Origin of the sequence: Flavobacterium sp. J27, from assembly GCF_004303025.1 — a bacterium.
Taxonomy (GTDB): Bacteria; Bacteroidota; Bacteroidia; order Flavobacteriales; family Flavobacteriaceae; genus Flavobacterium.
The window spans coordinates 23,485-48,303 of sequence record NZ_PJQW01000011.1 but is presented as its reverse complement, the minus strand read 5'-3'; the positions used below and the strand labels follow the sequence as shown (position 1 = coordinate 48,303).

The following is a 24,819-nucleotide window of genomic DNA, read 5'->3' as shown; positions in this document are numbered from 1 at the left end:
ATGTTAAAATTAATTAAAAACGCTACTATATATGCTCCTGAATATTTAGGAAAAAAAGATATTCTTATTGCTGGAGAAAAAATTGTTGCCATAGAAGACAACTTAGATGTGTTTTCAAAAACAGCAACAACCTGGGATGCCAATGAAAAAATTATCACTCCTGGCTTAATCGATCAACACATCCACATTATAGGTGCAGGCGGGAAAGATGGATTTGCCTCTATGACACCCGAAGTAACCCTTCCAGAATTAATAGCTTGTGGTACAACAACCGTGGTAGGTTTATTGGGTACAGATGGTACAGCAAGAAACATTCGAACCTTATACGGCAAGGTAAAATCTTTAGAACAAGAAGGGGTTTCTGCATATATGTTTTGTGGCTATTATGGTGTTGATTCGGTTACTATAACAGATAGCATTCAAGGAGACATGATTTGTATTGATAAAGTACTCGGTTGTAAAATAGCTATTAGCGACATTCGTTCCTCTTATCCATCAGCTACAGAACTCTTACGCAAATTAAGAGATGTAAGAGTGGGTGGCTCCATTGGGAACAAAAAAGGAATTTTACATATTCATTTAGGCAATCTGGAAACTAAAATGGATATTCTTTTTGAACTTGTTCAAAAGTATCAATTTCCAATTGAACATATTTCACCTACGCATGTAGGTAGAACTAAACCCCTTTTTGACCAAGCTATCGAGTTTGCCAAATTAGGTGGTATAATAGATATTACCACAGGTGCTTCAAAATACACCGATCCTTATAAATCGGTATTATACGCTTTAGAACAAGGGGTAAGTATCGATAATATTACTTTCAGCTCAGATGGCCATGCTGGTTTGACCAAACTCGATGAAAACGGAAAAAATATTGGTTTCAAAAAAGCACCAATTGAACAAAATCTTTTTGAAGTAATACAATTAATCAAACTTGGCGGTATGAAAATAGAAGAGGCTTTTAAAATCATTACCACTAACCCAGCCCGCAATTTAGGGTTAAAAAACAAAGGGAAAATTAAAGTGGGTTATGATGCAGACTTGTGTGCTTTTAACACTAATCTAGACCTTCAAGATGTTTTCGCACGAGGACAACAAATGATGCGAGACACAGAAATAATAGTAAAAGGAAGTTTTGAATCTTAGTTTTTATACCTTACCTATGAAACTTTTAAAAATAATTATACTGGTTGTTATCCTAAGTTTTTTCCCTAAAGTATATGCTCAGCAAGTTACTATGGATACTTATGAATTTGGCGAAGGCTTACAATTTAGAACAACCGATGGAAAAGAACTTAAAATAAGCGGTTACATCCAACCCTATTTTGAAACCTCTCAATATACTAATGTTGATAACCAAGAAGCTAGAAACAGATTTAGAATGCGTCGTTCCAGAATTAAATTTGATGGAAATTCCAAAGACAAACGTTTTAGCTTTCGTTTACAAGTTGATCTCAGTGGTACTTCTGAGTCGGATGATGCTGTAGGCAATTATTTAATGGATGCCTATGTTTCTTATGATTTAACCAAAAGAATAAATATTGCATTTGGTCAACGCTCCACATATACTGACAATAGAGAGTTATTCATGAACTCAAATGCCCTACAATTAGTAGAAAGAAGTAGACTAACGTCTGCTTTTGCAACTATCAGAGAGTTTGGTCTATTTCTTCAGGGTGATTTCAGAACAGGTGGAAATTCACACTTAAAACCCTATTTCGTCCTAACCAATGGTGATGGTGCTAATGTGATGGAAAAAGATCACGGGGGCATTAAAGTAGGTGGAAGAGTTGATTTTTTACCTTTTGGATTGTTTACCAATTTTGGTCAGTTCAGACAAGCTGATATGGTTAGAGAACGCACCCCAAAACTAGTTGTAGGAGCAAATTATAGTTTAAATAATGGGATAAGTAGTCGTCGCGGAAGAGACAGTGGCACTATTCTATATTTAAATGATAATAATGAAGAAACGTTACCCGATTTTACAAAATATGGTGTCGATTTTTTATTTAAATACAGAGGATTTTCTGCTTTAGGTGAATATGTAAAAACAACCGCTTCTGTACCTTCTACTATTACACAACGGGTTCGAACTGATGGCACCACTTCTACTACTTTTGAAGTAAACGGAGTACAAGACATTGAAGCTTATGTAAAAGGAAGAATGATGTTAGGTGAAGGATATAATTTTCAAATGGGATATCTTTTCAAAAAAGGAATTTCTATAGATGGTCGTTATACCCACTTAAAAGCCGATACCAATTCTTTTCTTAACAATGCGACCTTTTATAATCGTCCTAATTATTACACTGTGGGCGTCAGTAAGTATTTAGGCAGAAATTATGGTGCAAAAATTCAGGCTTCTCTCACTTATGTCGATGGAGATGGCATTAATGATACAGATGGAAATCTTATCGATAGCAATGAATGGGTAGGAAGATTGATGTTAACCTTTTCTTTTTAAAAATGAAAAAAACAATCTACATAGTATTCCTTTTTATGTGTATTATACAAACGAATGCACAATTCAATCCGCAATCTAAAAAAGTAACAGAACAATTTTTCCCTGATGATGAATCTATTCAAAATGTAACACCTGCCTTACAAAAGAAAAAAGGTTTTACTAACTATGAGGAGTTAATTGCTTTCCTAAATAACTTAAAAGCAAAACATAGTGATTATGTTACAATTACTTATATAGGAGAAAGTCAAAAAGGAAACCAAATCCCTTTACTTAAAATCTCACACCCAAAAGTTAAAGAGTCAAAAGTTAAAGTTTGGATACAAGGTGGTTTACATGGTAATGAACCAGCAAGTACAGAAGGTATATTGTATTTTTTATATACTATTTTAAACAACAAATCATATTATTATCTGTTAGATAAAATTGAGTTAGCTGTTGTACCAATGGCAAACATTGATGGCTATGAAAAACAAGATCGATATGCTGCAAACGGACTCGATTTGAACAGAGACCAAACAAAATTAATGGCTCCAGAAAGTGTTGCTTTAAAACAAGCTTTTTCAGACTTCAACCCAGAAGTAGGTCTCGATTTTCATGAATACAATCCATACAGAAAAGACTTCATGAAACTAGGTAATTATGGTGTAGCTGCTTCTTATGATGTTATGCTTTTGTATTCAGGTAACTTAAATGTACCGAAAAACATTCGTACACTAACCGATTCTCTCTTTATAGAAAACACCCAACAAGAGTTAGACCACCATAAATTAACTCATCATGATTATATGTCTACCGATAAATTTCATGGTGAAATTGTGTTCAATCAAGGTTCAAATAATTCTCGTTCGAGTGCTACCTCTTATGCCTTAACAAATACTATTGCCACCTTAGTAGAAGTACGTGGTGTAGGTTTAGATAGAACCTCTTTTAAACGAAGAATAAACACTACTTTTTTAATTGCGATGTCCTATTTGAAAACGGCTTATGAAAATGCACCTTTAATAAAGCAAGAAATTGAAAAAGCACAACAGCTACAAAATGAAATTGCGGTAACTAGTACCAGAGAAACATATAAAAATAAAATAAAAGTAATCGACTTAGATACAGACAAACTGATTGATTTAGAAGTTACCATTAGAGATGCTTTACAATCTAAACCAAAGTTAACTAGAAAATTGCCTGAAGCTTACTTAATACTTGAAAATCAAAATGAATTAATTTCCAAAATTAAAACATTAGGCATCCAAGTAAAAATACTATCAGAAGATACCGAATTGGAAGTAGAATCTTTTCTAATCACTTCTTACGAAAGTGACGGTGTTCCTTACGAAAAAATGAATCTCCAAAAAGTAGCTACTCAATTGATCACTAAGAAAATACTTTTCCCTAAAGGAACCTATCGTATTACTACTCATCAAAAAAATTACCCATTACTTACTGAAGTCTTAGAGGCAGAAGCGCCAAATAGCTTTATCAGTTTTGGTGTTTTAAAAACAGAATTAAATCAAGAACTACCTATTTATAGATTACCTAAAAAGAATTAAAATAAGATTAATATGAGAAAATTTGTCTATCTATCTTTACTTATATATGCGTATAATGTAAGCGCACAAGAAACAGATGCTACTAATACTAGTGCTTTCCAATTAGACGATAAAGGGCTTAACTTCTCTTTCAATGAAGGAGACTATGAATTTAACATTAATGGTTTTATCCAACCTAGTATGTCATTCGAAAAAACTAAAGGACAAGAATCCATTTCAAAATTTAATGCTAAAAGAACTTTTTTTATGGTAAGCGGAAAAGCGGCTAAGGAAAAAATAAGCTTTTTAATACAAACTGATTTTAGTTTATCTCAACCGTTATTGGATGCTTGGATAGCTTACCAACCTTACTCTTGGTTAACCCTTACTGGCGGACAAAAACAAAGTTTTCTTAATAATCGTGAAATGATTTACAGAGAAGATAAATTACAGTTTACCGATAGAAGTCGTGTCAGCCAATTGTACAATAGAACAGGACGTGAATTTGGTTTGTTTATTGAAACCAAATTTGGAGAAAAATTCGGAATTGCCCCTCAATTGGCTATAACTTCAGGAGACGGAAGAAACTCTTTTGGTTCAGACTCTAGAGATTCTGATTTGGGTGGTTTAAAAATTGGCGGTCGTTTAGACATATACCCTTTGGGATATTTCACCCCTAATAACGATAAATACACAGCCGATTTAGCTCATGAAAAAACCATAAAAGTCCTAGCTGGTGTAGCAGCTAGCAAAAACAAAGGAGTTAGCAATGCTGTAGGTGAAGGTCATGGTGATTTTCTATTTTATGATACCAATGGAAAGACTAATCTGGTAGATTATTCACAAGTATTTAGCGATATTTTAATTAAATACAAAGGATTTTCATTCTTAGCTGAATATGCTAACGCAAGCGTGAGCAATATTAACATGACTTTTATAGACGAAACGGCAACAACAATTTTAGCGCCTCAACAAATTAGTAATTATTTAGTTGTAGGCGACAGCTATAGCCTACAAGCTGGTTATGTTACTACAAAAGGATTAAGTTTTGATGTACGCTATGAAAATACTCAACCCGAATTTAAAACAAACAACAATTCTTTATTACCAGATGCTAATAGTTTTACTTTTGGTATCACAAAATATGTAAAACAAAATAATATTAAAATCCAAGCTGCGTTAACAACAGTAGATTACAACATAGGAGAAAGTGCAACCTTAGGTGAAATAGTGGTGCAAATAGGCTTTTAGTTTCATCGTATATGTTTCATTGCTACTTTTTTATTATATTTATTGTGAAAGATTTTTATCCAAACTTAAATTTATAATTATGGGAAAATTTGTAATCTCTAAAAGAAACAATGGAGAGTTTCAATTTAATTTAAAAGCGACTAACGGTCAAGTAATTCTTACTAGCGAAGGTTATGCTACAAAAGTAAATTGTCAAAAAGGTATCGATTCGGTAAAAACCAATGCACTAATCGATGAAAGATTTGAAAAGAAAACCGCAACTAGTGGTAAACCTTATTTTTCATTAAAAGCTTCTAACGGACAAATTATTGGTTCTAGCGAAATGTACGAAAGTACAGCAGCTAGAGATAACGGAATTGAATCTGTGAAAAAAAATGCACCAGAGGCTTCAGTAGAAGATCTTACTTAGAAAACTTATAATATATTATATTGATAAAAGCCATTCTGTAATAGAATGGTTTTTGTTTTTTAAACACTGTAAAACAACAATAATAGACTAATTTTAAAAGTCACTCCTTTCAGAGTGACTTTTTTTATTTATATTGCCCAACTATAATTTCATAGCTACTTTACCGTTTTATAATACAGATATTATTTGATTACATTAACTTATGATAAAAAGAATTGTACTGCTTTTATTTTTTAATCTCTTGTTTTGCTACAATTGTTTTTCTCAAAAAAACACCGTAAAAAATGATTCTGTAAAAATCTATCATGACATTCATAATTACGCCAAAAAAAGAAAATTCTCAAAATTTGTATACCGTCTGTTTTTTAGGCCTTCTCAACTAAACGAAAAGAAAGACGCTCCTAAAGTAACCATTATAAAGAACGACTTTACAAAATATAATGGTAAAATCATTCGAAAAATAAACATTACCACTTTAGACCCTTTTGGTTACACCTTAGAAGATACCCTTCGTGCTCCTAAAAAGAGTTTAGAAAAATTTGGAAATGCAGTGCATGCCAGAACTAAAAAGTTTACGGTTAAAAACTTATTACTCTTTAAAAAATATGAACCGTTTGATAATTTAGCTATTAAAGAATCTGAAAGACTTATCAGAGAACAACGATACATTAGAAGAGTAAGTATTACACCAAAAGTGATTTCCAAAAAATCGGATTCTATCGATATCAACGTTATTCTTTTAGATTCTTGGAGTATCTTACCTAACGGGAGTTTGTCTTCCGATCAAGGAAGGTTTTCATTACGTGAAAGAAATCTTTTTGGTACAGGACATCAAATTAGTGCCAGCTATAAAGAACGCTTTTCCGATCGCAATCATGCAAAATCAAGTACCTATTCTATCAATAATATTAAAAGAACCTATATTAGTTTCAATGCTATTTATGATAATGATTTTGACAATAATAGTAGGCGTATTCTTTCTTTAAACAGAACTTTTTTCTCTGCCTTAACCAAATGGGCTGGTGGTATTTATTTTGAAAACAGATTACAGAACGAACCCTTTGCTATTAGTACAGATAGCCTCATTATAAGCCCTTTAAAAACTGAATTTCAAGAATATTGGCTGGGTCATTCTTTTAAGTTATCTAACAAAAAAGACTATAATAGTCGCACACAGCGTTTAGTAACTTCGCTAGCTTTTAACAAAAAGACGTATTCACAACGTCCTCCATTAACTTTAGATCCTAGTGAATTTTTTTCAAATGAGACCAATGTAATTTCGCAAATAGGTATTGTTTCCCAAAAATATTACAAAGACAGTTTCTTATTTAATTATGACATTGTAGAAGATGTTCCTTATGGTGAAATTGCAGCTATAAATATTGGATATCAAGAAAAAAACAACTTAAAAAGATTGTATTTAGGCAGTAAAATTGCGCATGGTCAAAAATATGGCTTTGGCTATGTTAGTGGTTCTGTAGAATGGGGTAGTTTTTTTTATCAAGGCAATCCCTATCAAAATACGTTTAAAATAGGAATGAATTATTTCAGTCCTTTATTTACTATTGGTAAATGGAAAACCAGACAATTTATAAAACCTTCATTTATATGGGGAAATCATAGAGATCTTTCTCAAAAAGACGTCATCAATCTAGAAGGTAATACAGGTATTTTGGGGTTTAGCAACTTAGTTACTGGAACCAAAAAATGGGTATTATCTTTACAAACACAAACCTATTCTCCTGGTAGTTGGAAAGGATTTCGTTTCAGCCCCTATTTTAATTTTACTATGGGTTCTATTGCAGCAAAAAATCAAAATATACTCACGGGAAAGGTATACAGCAAAATCGGCATTGGTTTACTCATTAATAATGATTATTTAGTTTTTAATAGTTTTCAGGTATCGTTTGCATATTATCCTAGTATTCCATTTGAAGGAACTAACATTATTAAGACAAACTCCTTTGAGAATGACGATTTATCATTACCTCAATTTCGTCTTTCAAAACCTTATCATATTCGTTATCAATAAAATAATATTTTTATTATACGATTGAATCATAAAATATAGTACATTTGCCGCTAATTTATTTTTTACAACCTACTTTTAATAAAGTAACTTATCTCATTTTTACTATGAATATGAAAAAAATTGTTGCGTATCGTAAATTACTTAATGTAACTAAAGACGTAACCCTAAGCGAATTGAAAGCTATCTACAGAAAAAGCATGAAGGAAAATCATCCGGATAGATTTACAGATGAAGAAAAGAAAAAAGAAGTAGAAGAGATAAGTACATTAACTATTGAAGCGTATCATTTTTTAGTAAGTATTAATAATGAAACCTTAGCAAAAGATAAAGAATTGTATGTAAAAACTACTTCTTCAATTAATATAGAAGATTTTTACATGGATAATGCGGTGTTGTATATTCAATTTTTAGATGGAAATAAGTATGAATATTTTGGTGTACCCAAAAACACATATATTAAAATGATTAATGCCGAATCGCCAAGCCGTTTTGCTAGAAGACATATCTATGGTAACTTTTTATATCGAAGCTCCTCTAAATTAGTTGCTACTGAATAAAAACAGTATAAAAAAAAGAAGCTGCCTCTTCAGGCAGCTACTACTTTTTTAAATTTGTTTAATTGCAAACAAACTTAACAAAACAAACTCTAAACTATCTTTATCAAATATAGCTCGTTTTAAAACAAAAAAAAATACGTATTTACACGTATTTTTCATGCTTTTTACTACGTATTTATACGTATTATGTTATACACAGTAGTCTTTTTATATCTCTTCTAATGCTATTAGTTGGTATTTCAAAGCAAAAACAACTACCCCTATAAAGTTCTTAGAATTGGTTTTTTCCATAATATGTTTCCTATGGGTTTCTACAGTTCTAACATTAATATTTAGAATTTCAGAAATTTCTTTACTACTTTTTCCATTAGAAACCAGCTTAATAATTTCTATTTCACGAGTTGTTAAGCAATTTTCATCAATTTCTACTGTTTCTTCACTAACATTTGCCAGACTTTTCTTTTCCCAAAGCATTACTTCTCGAATTACTGGACCTAATTCATTTCCAAAATAATATCCATTTTCTTTAATACTCACAATCGCATTCTGAAGTTGATTTGGATCTGAATTTTTAGTAAAGAAACCATGTGCTCCTAATTCCATAACTCTATGAATACTCTCTTTTGTAGTAAGCTGGGAAATAATTAGAATATAAATATTAGGATACTTGTCTTTTAAAACTCTGCAGGTTTGAAAACCATCCATTTCGGGCATTTGGATGTCTAACAATACTAAGTCAATCTCATATTCATCAATAGAATTTAAAAATTCCTTTCCATTATTAGCCTGCAAAACAACATCAATCTCATCAAAAGAATTCAGTAAATGGGCTAGACTTTTTCTGAAAAGTTGATGATCATCTACTATCGCTACCTTCATTTTTGTCTATTTTTTTACCGAAATTACAAATTCATTTCCTAATATAGGCTCATTTTGTTTAAAAATTGCATCAATAACTTTCAATCTAGAACTAATATTTTTAAGGCCAGTACCTTTTGAAACAGTATACATTTCTTTAAAATTAAAGGGAATACCATCATCTTTTATCACAATTTGATACTCTTGTTCTACAGCAACTACCTTTATTTCACAAGTTTTTATTTTTCCATATTTAATCATATTAGTTGTTAATTCTTGAACTACTCTAAACAATTCATAGGAAATTTCATTAGATAAATGAACATTATCTTCAGTTGTAGTAATGCTAAAATTTGCAGTTGTTTTCGAATTCAATCGGGTAAAATAATCTCGTAAGGCAACTAAAAAGCCAGAAGTTTCTAATAAAGGTGGCATTAATTTATAGGAAACCAAACGTGTATTTTCAATAGCAGCTTCAACACCTGTTTTTATATCGTCATAAAGGGCTCTTTTTTCTGCACTGGTTTCTGTTTTATATAATACAGATAAAAAATTACGAATCGCATTTAAGTCACCTGAAACTCCATCATGAATATCAGCTGCAATTCTTTTTCGCTCTTGTTTTTCTGATTCTAAAGAAGTTTTAAGCAATAATTCGGCCTCTTTTCGTTTCATTTTCATCACGTAAGTTTGATAAAAAACAGCTAAAAACAAAACAACTAGAACTAATAAAACAATTAATCCAGTACCAATAAGTATTAACGTTCCAATTTGACTCTTGCTTTCCAAACAGTAAAAATTAAAGTTAGTCTTAGAAAAAATCCAAAGATAACTATAATAATCCAAAATTTGTCTCTACTGATAGAATCATCTAAAAACATGTAATCGCCCATTATAAAAACAAGAAATGTTCCAGTAAAATAAATTAAAAATGAAGAAATATAATAGAAACTAGTTCTCTTATACAAAGGCACATCTTCTATCTTTTTAAAAACATTTAAAAACCATAAAAAACTGCTTACAATTACTAATAAAGTCACAGCAACTGTTAAAGGCAAATCATCAAAACCTTTTTTGGATGGCGACCAATCTAATATTAAATAAAAATACAGTAGAAAATAAAGTATACCAAAAACAAGATACAACAAATTATTTTTCAATAATTTACCATAGAAATACAAAACAGTATAAAACTCTAACAAAGTATAAATTCTAAACCAATATTTTGTACTTCCTTTAAAAAGAGAATATCCAAATAATTCATACAAACCACCAAAAGCCATTAATATTATAAAAGGCAATAAGTACTTCGTTTCTAAATTATTCCTTTTGTTAAACACAAAAATAATAAGAGGTATAACCCCTATTAAACATACAAAATTAACAAAAGTGAGATGTTCCATAAATTAGATTTTAAAAATAATATAAAAATAGAAAAGAGAACTTATAAATGGTAAAGTTCTCTTTTTCTATTGGGTCTTTTTCTTTCTATCTCCCTAAAGGATTTCCTATAGGACTAGTAGGATCGCACTCATCTGGACAAGGTTTTAATTTATCTAAAATAACGCCACCATCTGTCATATCTTTACCTGTAGCATCTACTCCTACTAAAACTGGAGAAAGCTTTGAAGCAACAGTATCATAACCATAGTAAATTCTTACTCCTATACAACCGTCTTGTTTTAGGATATCATGTAAGGAGTCGGCTCCTACAAACGATCCTTTAATATCTTTTGGAAAAATATTCCTAAAAGCATTTACTAATTCCTGAGCCTCTGCTAGCGTGATCACTGATCCTGTTGTTGAGTTAATTGGCATAAGTTGATTTTTAAGGGTTAACAGTACTAATATAACTTTTTTTTAACAAAAAAAGAGTTTAAAAAATTTTTTTTAAGATTTTTTTAACAAAAAAACACCTTTAAAATGAAAAAAATACGACAAAATGAATAATTTCTTTTAGCTAACCTTTTCATATAGAATAAAATATAACAATACGCTTTTAAGCTAATCTTTTATTAAAAAAAAAAGTCTTAAACATAACCCACACCACTCGTATTGCTACAAAACTAAATGAAAAGGAAATAAAATGCTTGTAATCATAATCTAGTAGAAAGTTCAACAGCATGGCAAATGTTAAATATCCAATAGAGCATATCATAGAATTAATAAATAACCCAGATGGATTAGCCGCATAATTACTCACTTTATCTGAAAACAACAATAAAATTGCTGAAACACTAATATTCATTAAAAACCATATTAAAGACATAAAAAAACTAATTCCCATTACATAATAAAAATTAACGTCTAATAAATAGTTCTCGTCAATTAACAACAAAAAGTCTTGTTTAAAAAGAAAAAATGCTATTAAAAAATAATATGTCTGTCCCAAAACAGAAAAAAACATCGTTTTTCTGTTTATTCTTAAATCCTGTAATAGTATCATAAAACTCTTTTCCATATCATCTTTACTTAATTGTCTTACTCTCAACATTTCAAAACTAGAAACAAAAACGATACCAATCAATACGTGTTTTTACGTATTTTTCGCCTTTTTTTATACGTATTTATACGTATTTTCCAATTTTTACAAGATTTTTTCAAAAATGAGTAGTAGAATTTTAAATCGATAAATCAACTGTTATTCTTTTTTAATTATATTTGATATACTAACCAAAAAAACACTAATTATGAATTATTTAGCAATTTTAGTAGCTGCATTAAGCACTTTTGTTCTTGGAGCCATTTGGTACAACCCAAAAGTATTTGGAACTGCCTGGATGAAAGAAGCTGGATTAACCGAAGAACAGTTAAAAAAAGGTAACATGGCAAAAATTTTTGGATTTGCCTTTCTATTTGCTTTTTTAATAGCATTTTTAATGCCAACACTTGTTAATCACGAAATTGGCGCCATACAAGCTGCTGGTGGAAATGCAGAAGATCCTGCTCTAATTGAATTTCTAAAAGTGCATGGTGGAAAATTCCTTTCTTTCAAACATGGCGCCTTACACGGTACTTTTATTGGTATCTTCTTAGCATTACCTGTTTTAGGAACAACCTTCTTATTTGAACAAAAATCTTGGAAATATATTTTTATTCATGCAGGGTATTGGATTGTTAGCTTTGCTGTTATGGGAGCTATCATTTGTGGTTGGAATTAAATATTTGTTAGCTAATTAACATTTTATTATATAATAATCGTCCTATTTTTGTGGGACGATTTTTTTACTTTGGAAAACATTACTTTTAAAATATACAAGGATGTTACAACATTACCTGAACAATGGGATAATGTAGCGTCAGCAAATCATTTTTTACAAAAACCCTATTTAAACGTGTTGCAACATACAGCACCTATAAATATGGAATGCTTTTATATTGGTATTTTTAACACTTCTGAACTCATTGGTGTTGCTATCGCTCAATATGTCAATGTCGATCATTTAGAATCTTTCGGTAAAAGAGATACTTGTCTTAAAACTCATATCCGAAATTTTATCTTCAAAAACTTTTGCTCTCATGTTTTGTTCTTAGGAAATAATATGATTACTGGTGAAAATGGTTTTGTTTTTAAAAACAAAGTACCCGCAGCTTGGATTAGTAAAATTTTAACGGAATGCACCAAAGAACTCATCAGCTATTTTAAACAAAAGAAAATTACCATTCATATCGTTACGTATAAAGATTTTTATAAATCGTTTACCAATGAACTTAAAGAACACGATTTTCATTCTCTCTATGAGTTCAATACGCAACCAAATATGATTTTTAAACTGCATCCGGAATGGAAAAACAGTACCGATTACGTAAATGCTTTTACCAAAAAATACAGAGACCAATACAAAAGAGCACATAAAAAAATTGAAGGTATCGTTACCAAAGAACTTTCTTTAGAAGAAATCACTCAATACGAAGAACGTATCTACGAACTCTATCATTATGTCGCTGTAAATGCGCCTTTCAACACCTTTTTCCTTTCAAAAAATCATTTTTCATTTTTTAAAAAACAATGTGGTAATCGCTTTAAGTTATTTGGCTACTTTAAAGAGAATATCTTAATTGGTTTTCATACTATTTTACTTAACGAAAATACCTTAGAAACCTATTTTCTAGGTTATGATGATGAACATCAAAAAGAACATATGCTATACTTGAATATGCTCTATAACATGACCGAATTTGGTATCGAAAATAACTTTTCAAAAATTATTTTTGGACGTACCGCTCTAGAAATAAAAAGTTCCATAGGTGCTGCACCTATTTATATGACGGGCTTTATTTACCATACAAATCCTTTGATTAATTTTCTAATGCCAAAAATTTTTAGTAAACTAGAACCTAATGTTTCTTGGCAACAACGACATCCTTTTAAATAAAACGTAGTCTTATTTATGGAATGGCTACTTTCATTTGCGCAGGAAGAATACTAACATCTAATCGATTTACTTCTCCACAATATTCGCCATCAATCTGAAAATTAATCTCTTTTTGAACGGAAATCGTAGCTTTCTCAGTAGATAAAATAAGTACTTCTTCTGAGTTTGAAAGAATATTACCCGTTACTATTTTTCCTACTACAAATACATCGAGTGTTTTTAATATAATGATTTCAAATTTACCATCATTAATCTTGCCCTTCGGATTAATCGTTACTCCTGTTCCATACTTCTGAGAATTGGCTATAACTACCATTTTAGCTTCACTCGTTATCGTTTCATCATTAGCTTCAATAGTCACTTCAAAAGCATCTTCTGCTTCTGTTAAAGTAGTAATCACCTGCAACGCATAGCCTAACTTCCCTCTCGTATCGCTATTTTCATAGTTCTTAACTAATAAGGCATTCAACCCAATATCACTTAAATGCAAACTTTTTTTTCCATTTATCTCAACCATATCAATCTCTATATAATTGTTCTGAAAGGCTATAACTATGTTTTCTTCAAGTGCTGTTGGCAAATGCAAATCGATAGATAATCCATTAGCCGAACCCGCAGGAATAATTCCAAAAACAACATCCTCTGCTTCTAAAGCTTCGCCTACCATTTTTATAGTTCCATCTCCACCAGCAATAAGCACTCTGGTAAAGTAAAAAGTAGCATATAATTGCTGTATGGCTGTAATATCATCAATTCCCGTTGTTTCATAAGTAGTAAGCTCCACTTGCAATTCTTGAGCATAATGCACTATTTGGGCAACCATTGCCGACTTATCTAAATCTCCTGAAATAGGATTAATTACTAATAAATAGTTCTTTTTAACAGACATATAACCAATTCGCTAATTAATTTGTAATTTGTAAGACTTTAAAATCAAAAGTATAAAAGTAATGAAACCTGTTTTAAAATTATATCGTGGCTATGCAAATAATCAAGAATTAATTGTCATGGGACACGTCTTTAAGCCAAATACAATTGCTGATTATGATTTTAAGAAAAAAAACTTTAGAAACGCACAATCTATTGTACAACTGTTTCAAATAAAAACAAAACCAAATACCGATGTCTTTTTAGAAATTAACGGGGAAACTATTCGCACCAAAACATTGGAAGACGGTTACTTTAAATTTTGTATCCCTTTACAAGACAATACTACTTTTGGGTGGAAAAAATACACTGTCTTTATACAGCATAAAGGAGAACGAATTGTAGCGTCTTCTAGTTATATTAAACCTAAACTGGGTAAATTTGGCTTCATCTCAGATATAGATGATACTTTTTTAATTTCGCATACCAAAAATCCGTTTAAAAAAGTGTACATTCTTTTATTCAAAAACGTAAATAAAAGAAAGGTTTTTGAAGATGTTGTTCCACATTACCAAGCACTGCAAACAGCTGGCAGAAAAGACAAAGAAGAAGACAATGCCTTCTTTTATGTTTCTAGTAGCGAATGGAATTTATACAGTTTGATTACGCAGTTTACAGAACTACACGAACTTCCCAAAGCGGTTCTTCTCTTAAAAAACATTAAAACAAGCTTAACGCAATTGTTTTTTACAGGTCGTGGCAGTCACAATCATAAATTTGAAAAAATAAAACACATCCTAGAGTTTTATCCAGAACTACAATATGTTCTACTTGGTGATGATTCTCAGAAAGACCCTAAATTATATGAAACCATTTGTAAAATTTTTCCAATGCATATTAAAGCCGTTTACATTAGACAAGTGGGTACAGCTAAAAAACAAACCACCATACAAGTTCTAGAAAACATGGAAAGCTTAAATGTAGCGGTTTGCTATTTTAAATCGAGTAAAGAAGCTATAGCACATTCCAAAGCAATTGGATTAATTGACTAACTTATATATTATACTATTACGCTTCCTTGCATCAATTAAGAAATTCTTAATCCAACTTGTAAATATCATCATAGGTAACATAAGCGTTTCGGCTTAACGTATACACCATTCTTCCATCTCTATCTAATAACATCCCTACACTCTTATCCTTTTTGGGAAAAAAAAGTTGATACTCTCTGCCATCGCTCAATTGAATCCCATAAGTGATGGCACCATTTTCATAGTGAATCGAATTTTGACTATATTCATATTTTAAGGTTTTTCTCTTACTATCTTTAGTAGCTATTTCCGTTGCAGTAAACGTAATTTCAAACCTTTCATCATCTCTATTTATGGCTTTCCATTTGCCTTGATAGGCATCAGAACCTTCGCAAGAAAATAAAACAATCGAAAACAAGAACAATAACAATAGGTGTCGTTTTTTCATAAATAATCGTTTTTATAATGTATAGATTTGTATTCAGTCAAATATAACCGAAACTTTTTGATTCTTGAAACTTCTTTTCATCAAGATAACGACAAATAAAAAGAGGTGTTTTTAAGTCCGAATACCTTTATAAAACAACAATAGCAGAAGTTTTTCTGCTATTGTTATCTTATTATTTAGTAGACCTACTTTATTTAGGCTTCTATTTGCATATGGGTACTCACCGCAATTCGATTCCAAGCATTAATCGTTATAATGGCTATAATCAACTGAGCAATATAATTTTCGGTAAACAAAAGAGCCGCTTTTTGATACGTCGCTTCAGACAATCCTTGCTGGTGTACCAATGTAATTTCTTCAGTCATTTCTAAAATCACTTTTTCTTCTTCCGAAAATAAAGTAGTTTCTCTCCATGCCGATACTAAAAAGAGACGCTGTTGGGTTTCTCCATTTTTAAGAGCATCTTTGGTATGCATATCTATACAAAAAGCACAACCATTAATTTGTGAAGCACGAATTTTAAGTAATTCTTTATGTGTTTTTGAAATTTGGGTAGTGGCTAAATAATTTTCTAAACCTAACATAGCTTTGAAAGCCTGTGGTTCTAATGTGTGGACGTTAATTCTTGTTTCCATTTTTTAATGTATTTATAATGAACAAGACAAAGTTCGTCATCCTAATACACAAAAAACTTAAACTGGTTTAAGAACGCTTCTGATTTCTAATTTCGCTCAAATATTCTGGAGTAAAACCTAAAAAAGATGCAATTAAATATTGCGGTACCCGTTGTACAAATTCGGGTTGGTTTTTACAAAGTTGAAAATACGCTTCTTCTTTAGAAAAATCATAAAGATACTTAATACGCATTTGTGAAGCTGCAAACGCACGTTGGTAAATAAAACGAAAATACCGTTCTAACGTAGGATGTTCTAATAACAATTGGTCTTGTAAATGTTTCTCGATAGTTAACACCTCACAAGGTTCTACTGCCTGAATATAAAACTGTGTGGGCAATTCTCTTTCGTAAGCAATATTATCGGTAAGCCACCAGTTTTCAATAGCAAATTCGGTGGTTTGCTCTACTCCTTTGTTGTTGATAAAAAATTTCCGCAAACAACCTTTTAGCACAAAAAAATGTGTTTTACACACCTGACCTTCGATTAACAAATTCTCTTTTTTACGCACTTTAATTGTTTTGAAAAAAGACAAAACAGACTCAAATTCGGCCTCATCTAAGGTCGTAAATTGAGTAAGATGCAAATAAAAAGGATGAACCATAGGTATAGAATTAACAAACTCTTACAAATATAGCAACTATGACTCGGATTTTAGGATGATAAGAATTAGAATATCAATCTTATTTCTCCCTGATAACAGAACGTATTTTCTTTTATACGTATTTCCTACGTACTCTATAAAAAAATATTACTTTTTATTTATAATTATACTACACAAACCACCTATTCTCTTACTCAAGTTGTCTAATGTAGTACTCAGATTGCATTTTTATTACTCAGATTGTAATTTGTAGTACTCAGATTGTGTTTTTACTACTCAGATTGCACTTTGTACTACTCAGGTTGTATTTTTATTACTCAGATTGTATTTTTATTACTCAGATTGCACTTTGTACTACTCAGATTGCACTTTGTACTACTCAGGTTGCATTTTTACTACTCAGATTGTAATTTATACTACTCAGTGGGTTTCTTAACAGGATAAATTAGAATACAACGACTTTATGTTACACTCTTACAACACAAATTAAACATCGCTATCGTTTAGTTTACCAATAACCATAAAAAAAAGGCAAGCATTTCCAGCTCACCCTCTATAGTATCATTATTATTTTTAAACTTAAAGTTGTTATCTTTTCATTTTTAACTTTTAGTTTTTAATTTCTAATTAAACCCATCAATCTCTTCCTGAACTGTTTCCCAATCTTCTAATAACTGATCGAGTTCTTTCTTTTTCTTTTCATAAGCGGTAAAGAAAGAAGCATTTTCAATTAGTTTATCATAATGAGTAGCCAGTTCTTTATCATCTTTTTGAATATCTCTTTCTAACTCTTGAATCTGACTTTCAATTTTGCTCAACTTATTTTGTAACGTCTTTTGCTTCTTTTGCTCTTCATAAGATAGCGATTTCTTTTCCACCACAGCAGCAGCTTGTTTCGGTGCTTTTTCTATGTCTTTGGTCTCAAAAGCACGCATATCTTGTGCATTTCGTTGCTCTAAGAAGAAATTAATATCACCTAAATATTCCTTGATTTTTTTATCTTTAAACTCATAGGTAATGTTTGCCAACCCTTGTAAAAAATCCCTATCGTGTGATACCAGCAATAATGTTCCTTCATACTTTTCCAAAGCCGCCTTTAAAACATTCTTAGATTTAATATCTAAATGATTGGTAGGTTCATCCATCAATAACACATTAATAGGCTGTAACAAAAGCTTACATAAAGCCAAACGGTTTCTTTCTCCTCCTGAAAGCACTTTTACTTTCTTTTCTACATCGTCGCCTCTAAAAAGGAAAGCACCTAGCATGTCTCTCACCTTAGAACGATTCGAATCTAAAGCCGCTTCTAGCATGGTATCTAACAAGGTTTTTTCGCCATCTAAATATTCCGCTTGGTTTTGAGCAAAATAGCCCAATTGCACATTATGTCCTAACTTGATATTCCCTTTGTATTCAAATTCGTTTACAAGGGCTTTAATAAAAGTCGATTTCCCTTGTCCGTTTTGCCCTACGAATGCAATTTTACTACCTCTTTCCACTAATAAAGAAATATCTTCTAAAATCACCTTCTCACCATAAGCTTTGGTAACATGTTCCGCTTCAACCACAACGCGACCTGGAGTTTGTGAAACAGGAAAAGAAATACTCATCACCGAATTATCGTCTTCATCTACTTCAATGCGCTCTACTTTATCTAATTTTTTAATCAACGATTGTGCCATAGAAGCTTTAGAGGCTTTAGCACGAAATTTTTCAATTAACTTCTCCGTTTCTTCAATTTTTTTAGCCTGATTTTTTTGGGTAGCCAATTGCTTTTCGCGAATTTCTTCTCGTAATACTAAATATTGGGAATATGGCTTATTAAAATCGTATGCCTTCCCAAGAGATATTTCAATGGTTCTATTGGTTACATTATCCAAAAACATCTTATCGTGAGAAACAATGACCACTACGCCAGGAAAATTCTTTAAAAAACCTTCTAACCAAATGATACTTTCAATATCTAAGTGGTTGGTAGGCTCATCGAGTAATAAAATATCATTCGATTGTAATAACAATTTAGCTAATTCAATACGCATTCTCCATCCACCTGAAAACGTACTTGTTAAATTATTAAACTCTTCTCTTTTAAATCCTAAACCGAGTAAGATTTTTTCTGTGTCTCCTACATAATTATAACCACCTAATATCTCATAATGGTGAGTTACTTCTCCCAGTTCTTCAATTAATTCAGAATAAGACTGACTTTCATAATCAGTTCGTGTTGCTAATTCATGATTAATCGTATCAATACGCATTTCGGCTTTTTTAATATCACTAAATGCCTGATACGCTTCTTCCAAAACCGTTCTACCTTCTTCAAAATCAATATCCTGACGAAGAAAACCCATTCTAACCTCCTTTTCGGTAGCAATAACTCCAGAATCTGGTTTAAAATCTCCAGCTAAAATCTTCAGCATCGTCGATTTTCCTGCTCCATTTTTCCCAACAAGCCCTACTCTATCACCAGCACCTAAACGAAAGGTTACTTCTTCAAACAAAAATGTTCCACCAAATGAAACCGATAAATTATGTATGTTAATCATGACTATTTTGTTACTATTGTTACACAAACCCACTCTTACAATTTGTACCTTTGTGTAAATATTTTGCAAATGTTAAAAAAAGGAACGAAAATAAATAGCATTTTAACAGGAAGTTGCCCAAAATGCCAAGAAGAAAGTATGTATGTAGATAAAAACCCATATCATTTACAGCATATTTATGAAATGCATGAGAGATGTAGTCACTGTCATACCAAATATAAAATAGAACCTTCGTTTTTTTATGGCGCTATGTATGTTAGCTATGCAGTAGGAATTGCTTTTGCTGTAGCCGCATTTGTCATATCAAAAGTCTTTCTAGATAGTAGCTTAATGACATCATTTTATGCTATTATTGGAACACTAGTCGTCTTTATGCCTTTTATCATGCGTGTCTCTAGGAATATTTGGATCAATATGTTTATACATTATGATAAAAATTGGAAAGAGAAAGAGAAAATTAAAGAAGAAACTAAATAAGGTTTCTTTTTTTGTAAATACGAATAATATCTATTTCCTTCTCCAAACTTTCACCCAAAACAACATGATGAAATAACTGTTTCGCCAAAAAAGGAGCCAACATTACCCCTCTTGTTCCAAGTCCGTTTAAAACGTGAACATTTTTATATTTGTAATGTGTACCGACTAAAGGTCTTCTATCTTTTACAGTAGGTCTTACTCCTGCAAAATGCTCAATTACTTTATACTCGCAAGTAATAATTTCATTTAATTTCTCTAGTAATTCTATTTTACCTGCTTCGGTTGGTAAATTTGTCTTGTCATTCCAATCATAAGTGGCACCAACTTTATATTTATTGTTACCAATAGGCAAAATAAAAATACTCGATTTAATGGTAACGTCAATTTGCAAATTTGGCGCATCAATAATTAACAGTTCCCCTTTGGTTCCATCAAGTGGCAAATCATTAAAATAAGGATTAGCGTGTAAACCAAAACCTTCTGCAAAGACAACATTCTTAAATTTCTCTTTATTATATATAACAAAATCATCCTTAATTTCTAATGCGCTATAATCAAACCGATCGGAAAGAAATAAATCTATAGTTTTAAGATAAGAAACATAAGAAGTAACTAAGGCTTTAACATCTAAATACCCCGTATGTAAAACTTCACCATAACCAAAAGTAGCATTTACAGAAAGATACTGATCTTGTATCAGTTGAGTAGAAAGAAAAGAAGAAAGGCTAGGTTTATCGGCAGCTGCAAACCAATCATTTTGTTCTTCAACAGAAGCAAATCTTCTGTAAATTGGAATTTTATAATCAACTGTAATATGCAGTTTATCTTCTAAGGCTTTATAAAAAGGAAAGGCTAAAGCTAATTGTTCTTTAGCTTTCCATACTTCACTAAATCGTTTTAAAACTACAGGATTATATAATCCGCCTGCTATTTTTGAAGAAGGTTGCGAATTATCGTCCAAGACCAAAAAGGATGTGTTGTTATGCAGACAAAATTCAGCGAAACATGTACCTGCAATTCCAGAACCAATGATAAGAAAATCTTTCATAATGCAAAAATAAAAAAACTCTTATCAAATTAATGATAAGAGTTTATATTAAAATTGGAGAAATTTTATATTAATAATTCCACATATCTTGTTCAAAATTACGTAGCTTTTCTTTGATGCGTTCTGCTTCCAAAAGTTGCATTTGCGCATTTTCTTTCATGTAATCTTTAATTTGACGATCCCCATAAACATTCTCTTCTTGGTAAATTACCGCATTAAATCTTCTTGAATTCAACAAGTGATCAAAAGAAAAAGGCATTGCAGAGTTCTTGTTATTAAAAGATTTGGCTTCATGTAACACATCTCTTACTGCTGGGAAATAAACCCAAAACAATTCAATATCTTCAGGTTCTTCATTGTTTAATGTAAATACATCTGGAACAACTGGACAAATACCAAGCATACGGTATTTCATTTCACCTTGACGCTTGTCAAAATACCAGTAACCAACAGTTTTATAAGCATTAACGTGGTAAGCTTCAATTTCCTGTTTTACGATATACTCATCTGGAATAGTTTCACCTGCATTGAAGTATTCTCTTCCTGCATCTGTAGTATCAATAAATACTAAAGATGCTTCAATATCACTAATTGATTTTTTTTCAGTAAAATAACTGTTATCATAAACTTCAGTGATTTTACCATCTCTAATTCCGCTAATTAAAACATTATAAAGAGGCTGTCTATCTGGACCTAAATCACCTTCAACAGGGAAATATAAAGGAAAATTTACTCTTTCATCTAAATCGATGTATTCCCAAATACGTTTACCCATTAAAACATCTCTATCCATAACATAACCATATGGTAATGGTTTGTCATTATCAGCAACTAATTCTGCTTCTGTTTTTTGACCAATTTGGTCTGGTGTTTTTGCATTTAAAAGATTAGATTGAGCAAAAGTAAAAGTAGAACTTAAACCTAATGCAACAACTAACATAAAATTTCTCCAACTCATCTTTTCTAATTTTTAGTTTAATGAATAAACTCTTTGAAAACTTCTTATTTAATTTCGTAAGTACAAGGAGCAGTTTTCTTCATCATGATTGAACTACCTCTTAACTTAGTTTTTATTTCAGAGATAATAATAACATCACCTCTGCTTGCTTTTCCAATTGCTCCTCTAGCTCTACTATCCATTTTATTTCCAGAAACAACAATTGTAGGTTGACCAGGAACTTTAATATTAAATGAAGTAACATCAATTCCTAATTCAAAATCAAAGTCTTCTAAAACTGCAGTTACAGTAGAAACTTCTAAACTCGATTTAGGACCAGAAGCCGCAACTTCTCCTCTAATCTTACCTTGAGGACCTGGAATATCTTTAATACGGAATGTCTTTTTATCAGAAACATTAGTTCCATCAGGTAATTTTCCAGTTACATTAATAACTACTTCTCTACCTTGACCAGGATTCATATTGTATTTTCCAACACCTGAACCTTTAGATAAACCAGCTGCAGAAGCGTTTACTTTATCATCAGAAATACCCGCAAATGAAATAGTCATTGGGTTAACAACACCTCTATAAACTACATTCATTTTGTCTGCAGAAATTGTTGCAGAGTTTGGTTTTGGTACTACAACATAGTTACCTTTAATATCAACAGGAACTGGATTACCATCTTCCATGAAAGTAAATTTACCTTCTATCTCATGTTCACCAACGTTTCCTGAAGGAATACTGAAATTAGCAGCACCATTTTCCATAGCAGATGCTAAATCTAATTCTGTTCCATTAACAACAACTGATGAAGGAACTGTTTTGTTATCATACTTACCTAAAACAATTTTACCTTTCACAGCTTCACCAGCAAAGAATGCACTTTTATCAAGAATTACTATACCTTGGTAATTCTTCATAGATGCAGCCTCTTTAAATGTGTTACCTAAAAATAAATTATAAGCACCAGTCTCAATAGATTTTACATCATTCTGTAATGCAGTAATCTTAGCAACAGTAGCTATAGCAGGAAATCCTTTAAAATGATAGTCTAAATATTTAATTTTAACACCATCTTTGTTTTTTACATCTGCTGTAGAAAATTTCTTTTCTATTTCTTTGATAATAGGTTGATATTTCACATCATTACCAAATACTTTTTTCATGTCAGCAACATAAGCATTAAATTTAGCTTCAATTGCTTTTCCTTCAGGAGAATATCCATCTCCTTGAAACCATGCTTCATCGATAGTACTTTTATCCATAGCTTCGTATGGTAATTTACCATCTTGTTTTTCAAATTTCCCTTCAATATCATTTTTCACTTTACCCAAATATGCGTAAAAATCATTTGATACTTTAGAAACCTCAGTAGCCATTTTGTTTGGTCCAGCAAATTTAGCTGCATCTTCTGATGCTTTTTGATCTAAAACTGATAATAATTTTGAATTAGAATCAGAAGCTGAAGTATTTGAAGAGTCAAATTTCTCATTCATCAAACCAAATGCTGTTAAAACTTCTTTTGACATGTTTAATGCCAACATCGCGATGAAAACCAAGTACATCAGGTTGATCATCTTCTGTCTAGGGGTTAATTTTCCTCCTGCCATTTTTAAAATTAGTTTTTTTTAAATTAATAATTTTTAGTTAATTAAATGATAAAACTAATTATCCTCTATTATTCATTGCAGAAAGCATACCTCCATAAACAGCATTTAAAGATGCTATGTTAGAAGTCATTGACTGCATTTGTTCTTTTAATTTAGCAGCGTTATCAGCAATTTCTTTATTTGCTTCTGCATTTCTTGAAGCACTTTCTAATTGTACTTTATACAAGCTGTTTAAAGCTTCCATTTGAGCAGCAGCTTGAGACATCTCTTCAGAATATTTCTTTTGTGATGAAATAGAGTCAACAGTTGGAGAAATGCTTTTTGCAGCACCTTCAAAGTTTTTGATACTGTTCCCTAAACTTTCCATCAAAGCACCATCAATTTTTGCTTCTTTAAGCATATTATCTAATTTTTGAGATAGCAAACCTTGAGCATCTGTTGGGTTTTCATTCTTTTTCTTACCATTTGATTCTCCACCAGCTAATTCAGGATAAACTAAAGACCAATCTAGATCTTTTTCAGGTGCTTCAAATGCAGATAAAGCGAAGATAGCAGCCTCAGTTAATAACCCTACGATTAACATTTCATTTGCCCCAGGCCAGTGTTGTAATTTGAATAATGCTCCAACGATTACTACTGCTGCTCCCATTCCATAAAGGAAGTTCATTGCTTTTTTGCTTAAAATTGCCATAATAAATAATTTTAGTTAGTTAAGTTTAATTTATAATTTAAAAATTGGTTATATACATTATTTAGGACTAGTTGCTGTAGCTGCTGTACCCATGTAATCTTGTACAGTTCTGAAACCGATATAACTTCTTGCGGAATCAGCGTACTCATAATCACGAGTAGAAACTTGTAAGAAATAAGCAACATCTTTCCAAGACCCACCACGTACAACTTTTCTTTGATTTTTTCTATCTGCAACGTTTGGATTCATTGTAGAAACGAATTCATAAGCAGTTACATCATAAGCAGATTCTGTCCATTCCGACACGTTACCTGCCATGTTATATAAATTGAAATTATTTGGCTCATATGATTTAGCCTCAACGGTATAAAGCGCTCCGTCAGCTGCATAATCACCTCTGTTTGGCTTGA

Annotated in this window: 26 protein-coding genes; 11 read left to right on the top strand and 15 right to left on the bottom strand. The window is 31.4% G+C overall.

From position 1 onward, the window contains the following. The 7 genes from iadA (at position 1) to CX675_RS14710 (ending at position 8,236) form a co-directional block, all read left to right on the top strand. Complete coding sequence (gene iadA, locus CX675_RS19885) at positions 1-1,146, top strand: beta-aspartyl-peptidase (RefSeq protein ID WP_165396060.1); 1,146 nt, start codon at positions 1-3, stop codon at positions 1,144-1,146. A 16-nt stretch (positions 1,147-1,162) separates the two neighbouring features. After that, the gene (locus CX675_RS14735; RefSeq protein ID WP_130736017.1) at positions 1,163-2,464 is read left to right on the top strand and encodes a porin; all 1,302 of its coding nucleotides are present in this window, start codon (positions 1,163-1,165) and stop codon (positions 2,462-2,464) included. 2 nt (positions 2,465-2,466) lie between these two features. Further along, a complete protein-coding gene (locus CX675_RS14730; RefSeq protein WP_240723654.1) occupies positions 2,467-4,008 on the top strand; it encodes a M14 family metallocarboxypeptidase in 1,542 nt (513 codons plus the stop codon). Positions 4,009-4,020: 12 nt separating this feature from the next. Continuing rightward, positions 4,021-5,238 (top strand): hypothetical protein, encoded by a 1,218-nt coding sequence (locus CX675_RS14725; protein WP_130736015.1) that lies wholly within the window; start codon positions 4,021-4,023, stop codon positions 5,236-5,238. A gap of 79 nt (positions 5,239-5,317) precedes the next feature. After that, entirely contained in the window at positions 5,318-5,647 is a 330-nt protein-coding gene (locus CX675_RS14720; protein WP_130736014.1) for a YegP family protein, read from the top strand. A 202-nt stretch (positions 5,648-5,849) separates the two neighbouring features. Next, the gene (locus CX675_RS14715) at positions 5,850-7,679 is read left to right on the top strand and encodes a hypothetical protein (RefSeq protein ID WP_130736013.1); all 1,830 of its coding nucleotides are present in this window, start codon (positions 5,850-5,852) and stop codon (positions 7,677-7,679) included. A 110-nt stretch (positions 7,680-7,789) separates the two neighbouring features. Beyond that, a complete protein-coding gene (locus CX675_RS14710) occupies positions 7,790-8,236 on the top strand; it encodes a KTSC domain-containing protein (RefSeq protein WP_130736012.1) in 447 nt (148 codons plus the stop codon). Positions 8,237-8,443: 207 nt separating this feature from the next. Here the strand turns inward: CX675_RS14710 and CX675_RS14705 are convergent, their stop codons facing one another. The 5 genes from CX675_RS14705 to CX675_RS14685 all read right to left on the bottom strand — a co-directional run bounded on the left by CX675_RS14705 (position 8,444) and on the right by CX675_RS14685 (position 11,621). Further along, positions 8,444-9,115, bottom strand: a complete 672-nt coding sequence (locus tag CX675_RS14705; RefSeq protein WP_130736011.1) for a response regulator transcription factor — start codon at positions 9,113-9,115, stop codon at positions 8,444-8,446. A gap of 6 nt (positions 9,116-9,121) precedes the next feature. Beyond that, positions 9,122-9,883, bottom strand: a complete 762-nt coding sequence (locus tag CX675_RS14700) for a sensor histidine kinase (RefSeq protein WP_130736010.1) — start codon at positions 9,881-9,883, stop codon at positions 9,122-9,124. Next, on the bottom strand, positions 9,853-10,497 hold the full coding sequence (locus CX675_RS14695; protein ID WP_130736009.1) for a hypothetical protein: 645 nt from the start codon (positions 10,495-10,497) through the stop codon (positions 9,853-9,855). The genes CX675_RS14700 and CX675_RS14695 overlap by 31 nt, the downstream gene beginning before the upstream one ends. An 85-nt stretch (positions 10,498-10,582) precedes the next feature. Next, entirely contained in the window at positions 10,583-10,912 is a 330-nt protein-coding gene (locus tag CX675_RS14690) for a hypothetical protein (RefSeq protein ID WP_130736008.1), read from the bottom strand. Positions 10,913-11,093: 181 nt separating this feature from the next. Then, positions 11,094-11,621, bottom strand: coding sequence for a hypothetical protein (locus tag CX675_RS14685; protein WP_130736007.1), 528 nt, complete (start codon positions 11,619-11,621; stop codon positions 11,094-11,096). Positions 11,622-11,784: 163 nt separating this feature from the next. Here CX675_RS14685 and CX675_RS14680 point away from each other — a divergent pair, with 163 nt between their 5' ends. Further along, complete coding sequence (locus CX675_RS14680) at positions 11,785-12,255, top strand: DUF1761 domain-containing protein (protein WP_130736006.1); 471 nt, start codon at positions 11,785-11,787, stop codon at positions 12,253-12,255. Positions 12,256-12,303: 48 nt separating this feature from the next. Further along, a complete protein-coding gene (locus CX675_RS14675; RefSeq protein ID WP_240723653.1) occupies positions 12,304-13,470 on the top strand; it encodes an 8-amino-7-oxononanoate synthase in 1,167 nt (388 codons plus the stop codon). A gap of 13 nt (positions 13,471-13,483) precedes the next feature. Here the strand turns inward: CX675_RS14675 and CX675_RS14670 are convergent, their stop codons facing one another. Then, complete coding sequence (locus tag CX675_RS14670) at positions 13,484-14,359, bottom strand: diacylglycerol kinase family protein (RefSeq protein ID WP_130736005.1); 876 nt, start codon at positions 14,357-14,359, stop codon at positions 13,484-13,486. Between the two features lie 61 nt (positions 14,360-14,420). Between CX675_RS14670 and CX675_RS14665 the strand changes: the two genes are divergently transcribed. Further along, entirely contained in the window at positions 14,421-15,389 is a 969-nt protein-coding gene (locus CX675_RS14665) for an App1 family protein (protein ID WP_130736004.1), read from the top strand. A 46-nt stretch (positions 15,390-15,435) separates the two neighbouring features. Here CX675_RS14665 and CX675_RS14660 read toward each other — a convergent pair whose 3' ends face one another. The 4 genes from CX675_RS14660 to CX675_RS14645 all read right to left on the bottom strand — a co-directional run bounded on the left by CX675_RS14660 (position 15,436) and on the right by CX675_RS14645 (position 19,640). Beyond that, positions 15,436-15,816 carry a hypothetical protein gene (locus CX675_RS14660; RefSeq protein WP_130736003.1) on the bottom strand — a complete coding sequence of 127 codons (381 nt, stop codon included), beginning with the start codon at positions 15,814-15,816 and terminating at the stop codon, positions 15,436-15,438. A gap of 194 nt (positions 15,817-16,010) precedes the next feature. After that, on the bottom strand, positions 16,011-16,451 hold the full coding sequence (locus tag CX675_RS14655; protein WP_130736002.1) for a carboxymuconolactone decarboxylase family protein: 441 nt from the start codon (positions 16,449-16,451) through the stop codon (positions 16,011-16,013). 67 nt (positions 16,452-16,518) lie between these two features. Then, positions 16,519-17,094 carry a Crp/Fnr family transcriptional regulator gene (locus CX675_RS14650; protein ID WP_130736001.1) on the bottom strand — a complete coding sequence of 192 codons (576 nt, stop codon included), beginning with the start codon at positions 17,092-17,094 and terminating at the stop codon, positions 16,519-16,521. 623 nt (positions 17,095-17,717) lie between these two features. Continuing rightward, a complete protein-coding gene (locus CX675_RS14645; protein ID WP_130736000.1) occupies positions 17,718-19,640 on the bottom strand; it encodes an ABC-F family ATP-binding cassette domain-containing protein in 1,923 nt (640 codons plus the stop codon). Positions 19,641-19,709: 69 nt separating this feature from the next. On the opposite strand from CX675_RS14645, the gene CX675_RS14640 reads away from it, so the two are divergent. Beyond that, on the top strand, positions 19,710-20,117 hold the full coding sequence (locus CX675_RS14640) for a DUF983 domain-containing protein (RefSeq protein ID WP_130735999.1): 408 nt from the start codon (positions 19,710-19,712) through the stop codon (positions 20,115-20,117). On the opposite strand, the gene CX675_RS14635 is transcribed toward CX675_RS14640, so the two are convergent. The 5 genes from CX675_RS14635 to CX675_RS20175 form a co-directional block, all read right to left on the bottom strand. After that, positions 20,110-21,165, bottom strand: a complete 1,056-nt coding sequence (locus CX675_RS14635; protein WP_130735998.1) for an FAD-binding oxidoreductase — start codon at positions 21,163-21,165, stop codon at positions 20,110-20,112. The genes CX675_RS14640 and CX675_RS14635 overlap by 8 nt on opposite strands. Positions 21,166-21,235: 70 nt before the next feature. Next, positions 21,236-22,123, bottom strand: a complete 888-nt coding sequence (gene gldN, locus CX675_RS14630; RefSeq protein ID WP_130735997.1) for a gliding motility protein GldN — start codon at positions 22,121-22,123, stop codon at positions 21,236-21,238. Positions 22,124-22,167: 44 nt separating this feature from the next. Continuing rightward, the gene (gene gldM, locus CX675_RS14625) at positions 22,168-23,718 is read right to left on the bottom strand and encodes a gliding motility protein GldM (protein WP_130735996.1); all 1,551 of its coding nucleotides are present in this window, start codon (positions 23,716-23,718) and stop codon (positions 22,168-22,170) included. A 58-nt stretch (positions 23,719-23,776) separates the two neighbouring features. Then, on the bottom strand, positions 23,777-24,409 hold the full coding sequence (gldL, locus tag CX675_RS14620; RefSeq protein ID WP_130735995.1) for a gliding motility protein GldL: 633 nt from the start codon (positions 24,407-24,409) through the stop codon (positions 23,777-23,779). 57 nt (positions 24,410-24,466) lie between these two features. After that, on the bottom strand, positions 24,467-24,819 hold a 353-nt coding region (locus CX675_RS20175), incomplete at its 5' end, for an SUMF1/EgtB/PvdO family nonheme iron enzyme (protein ID WP_240723652.1).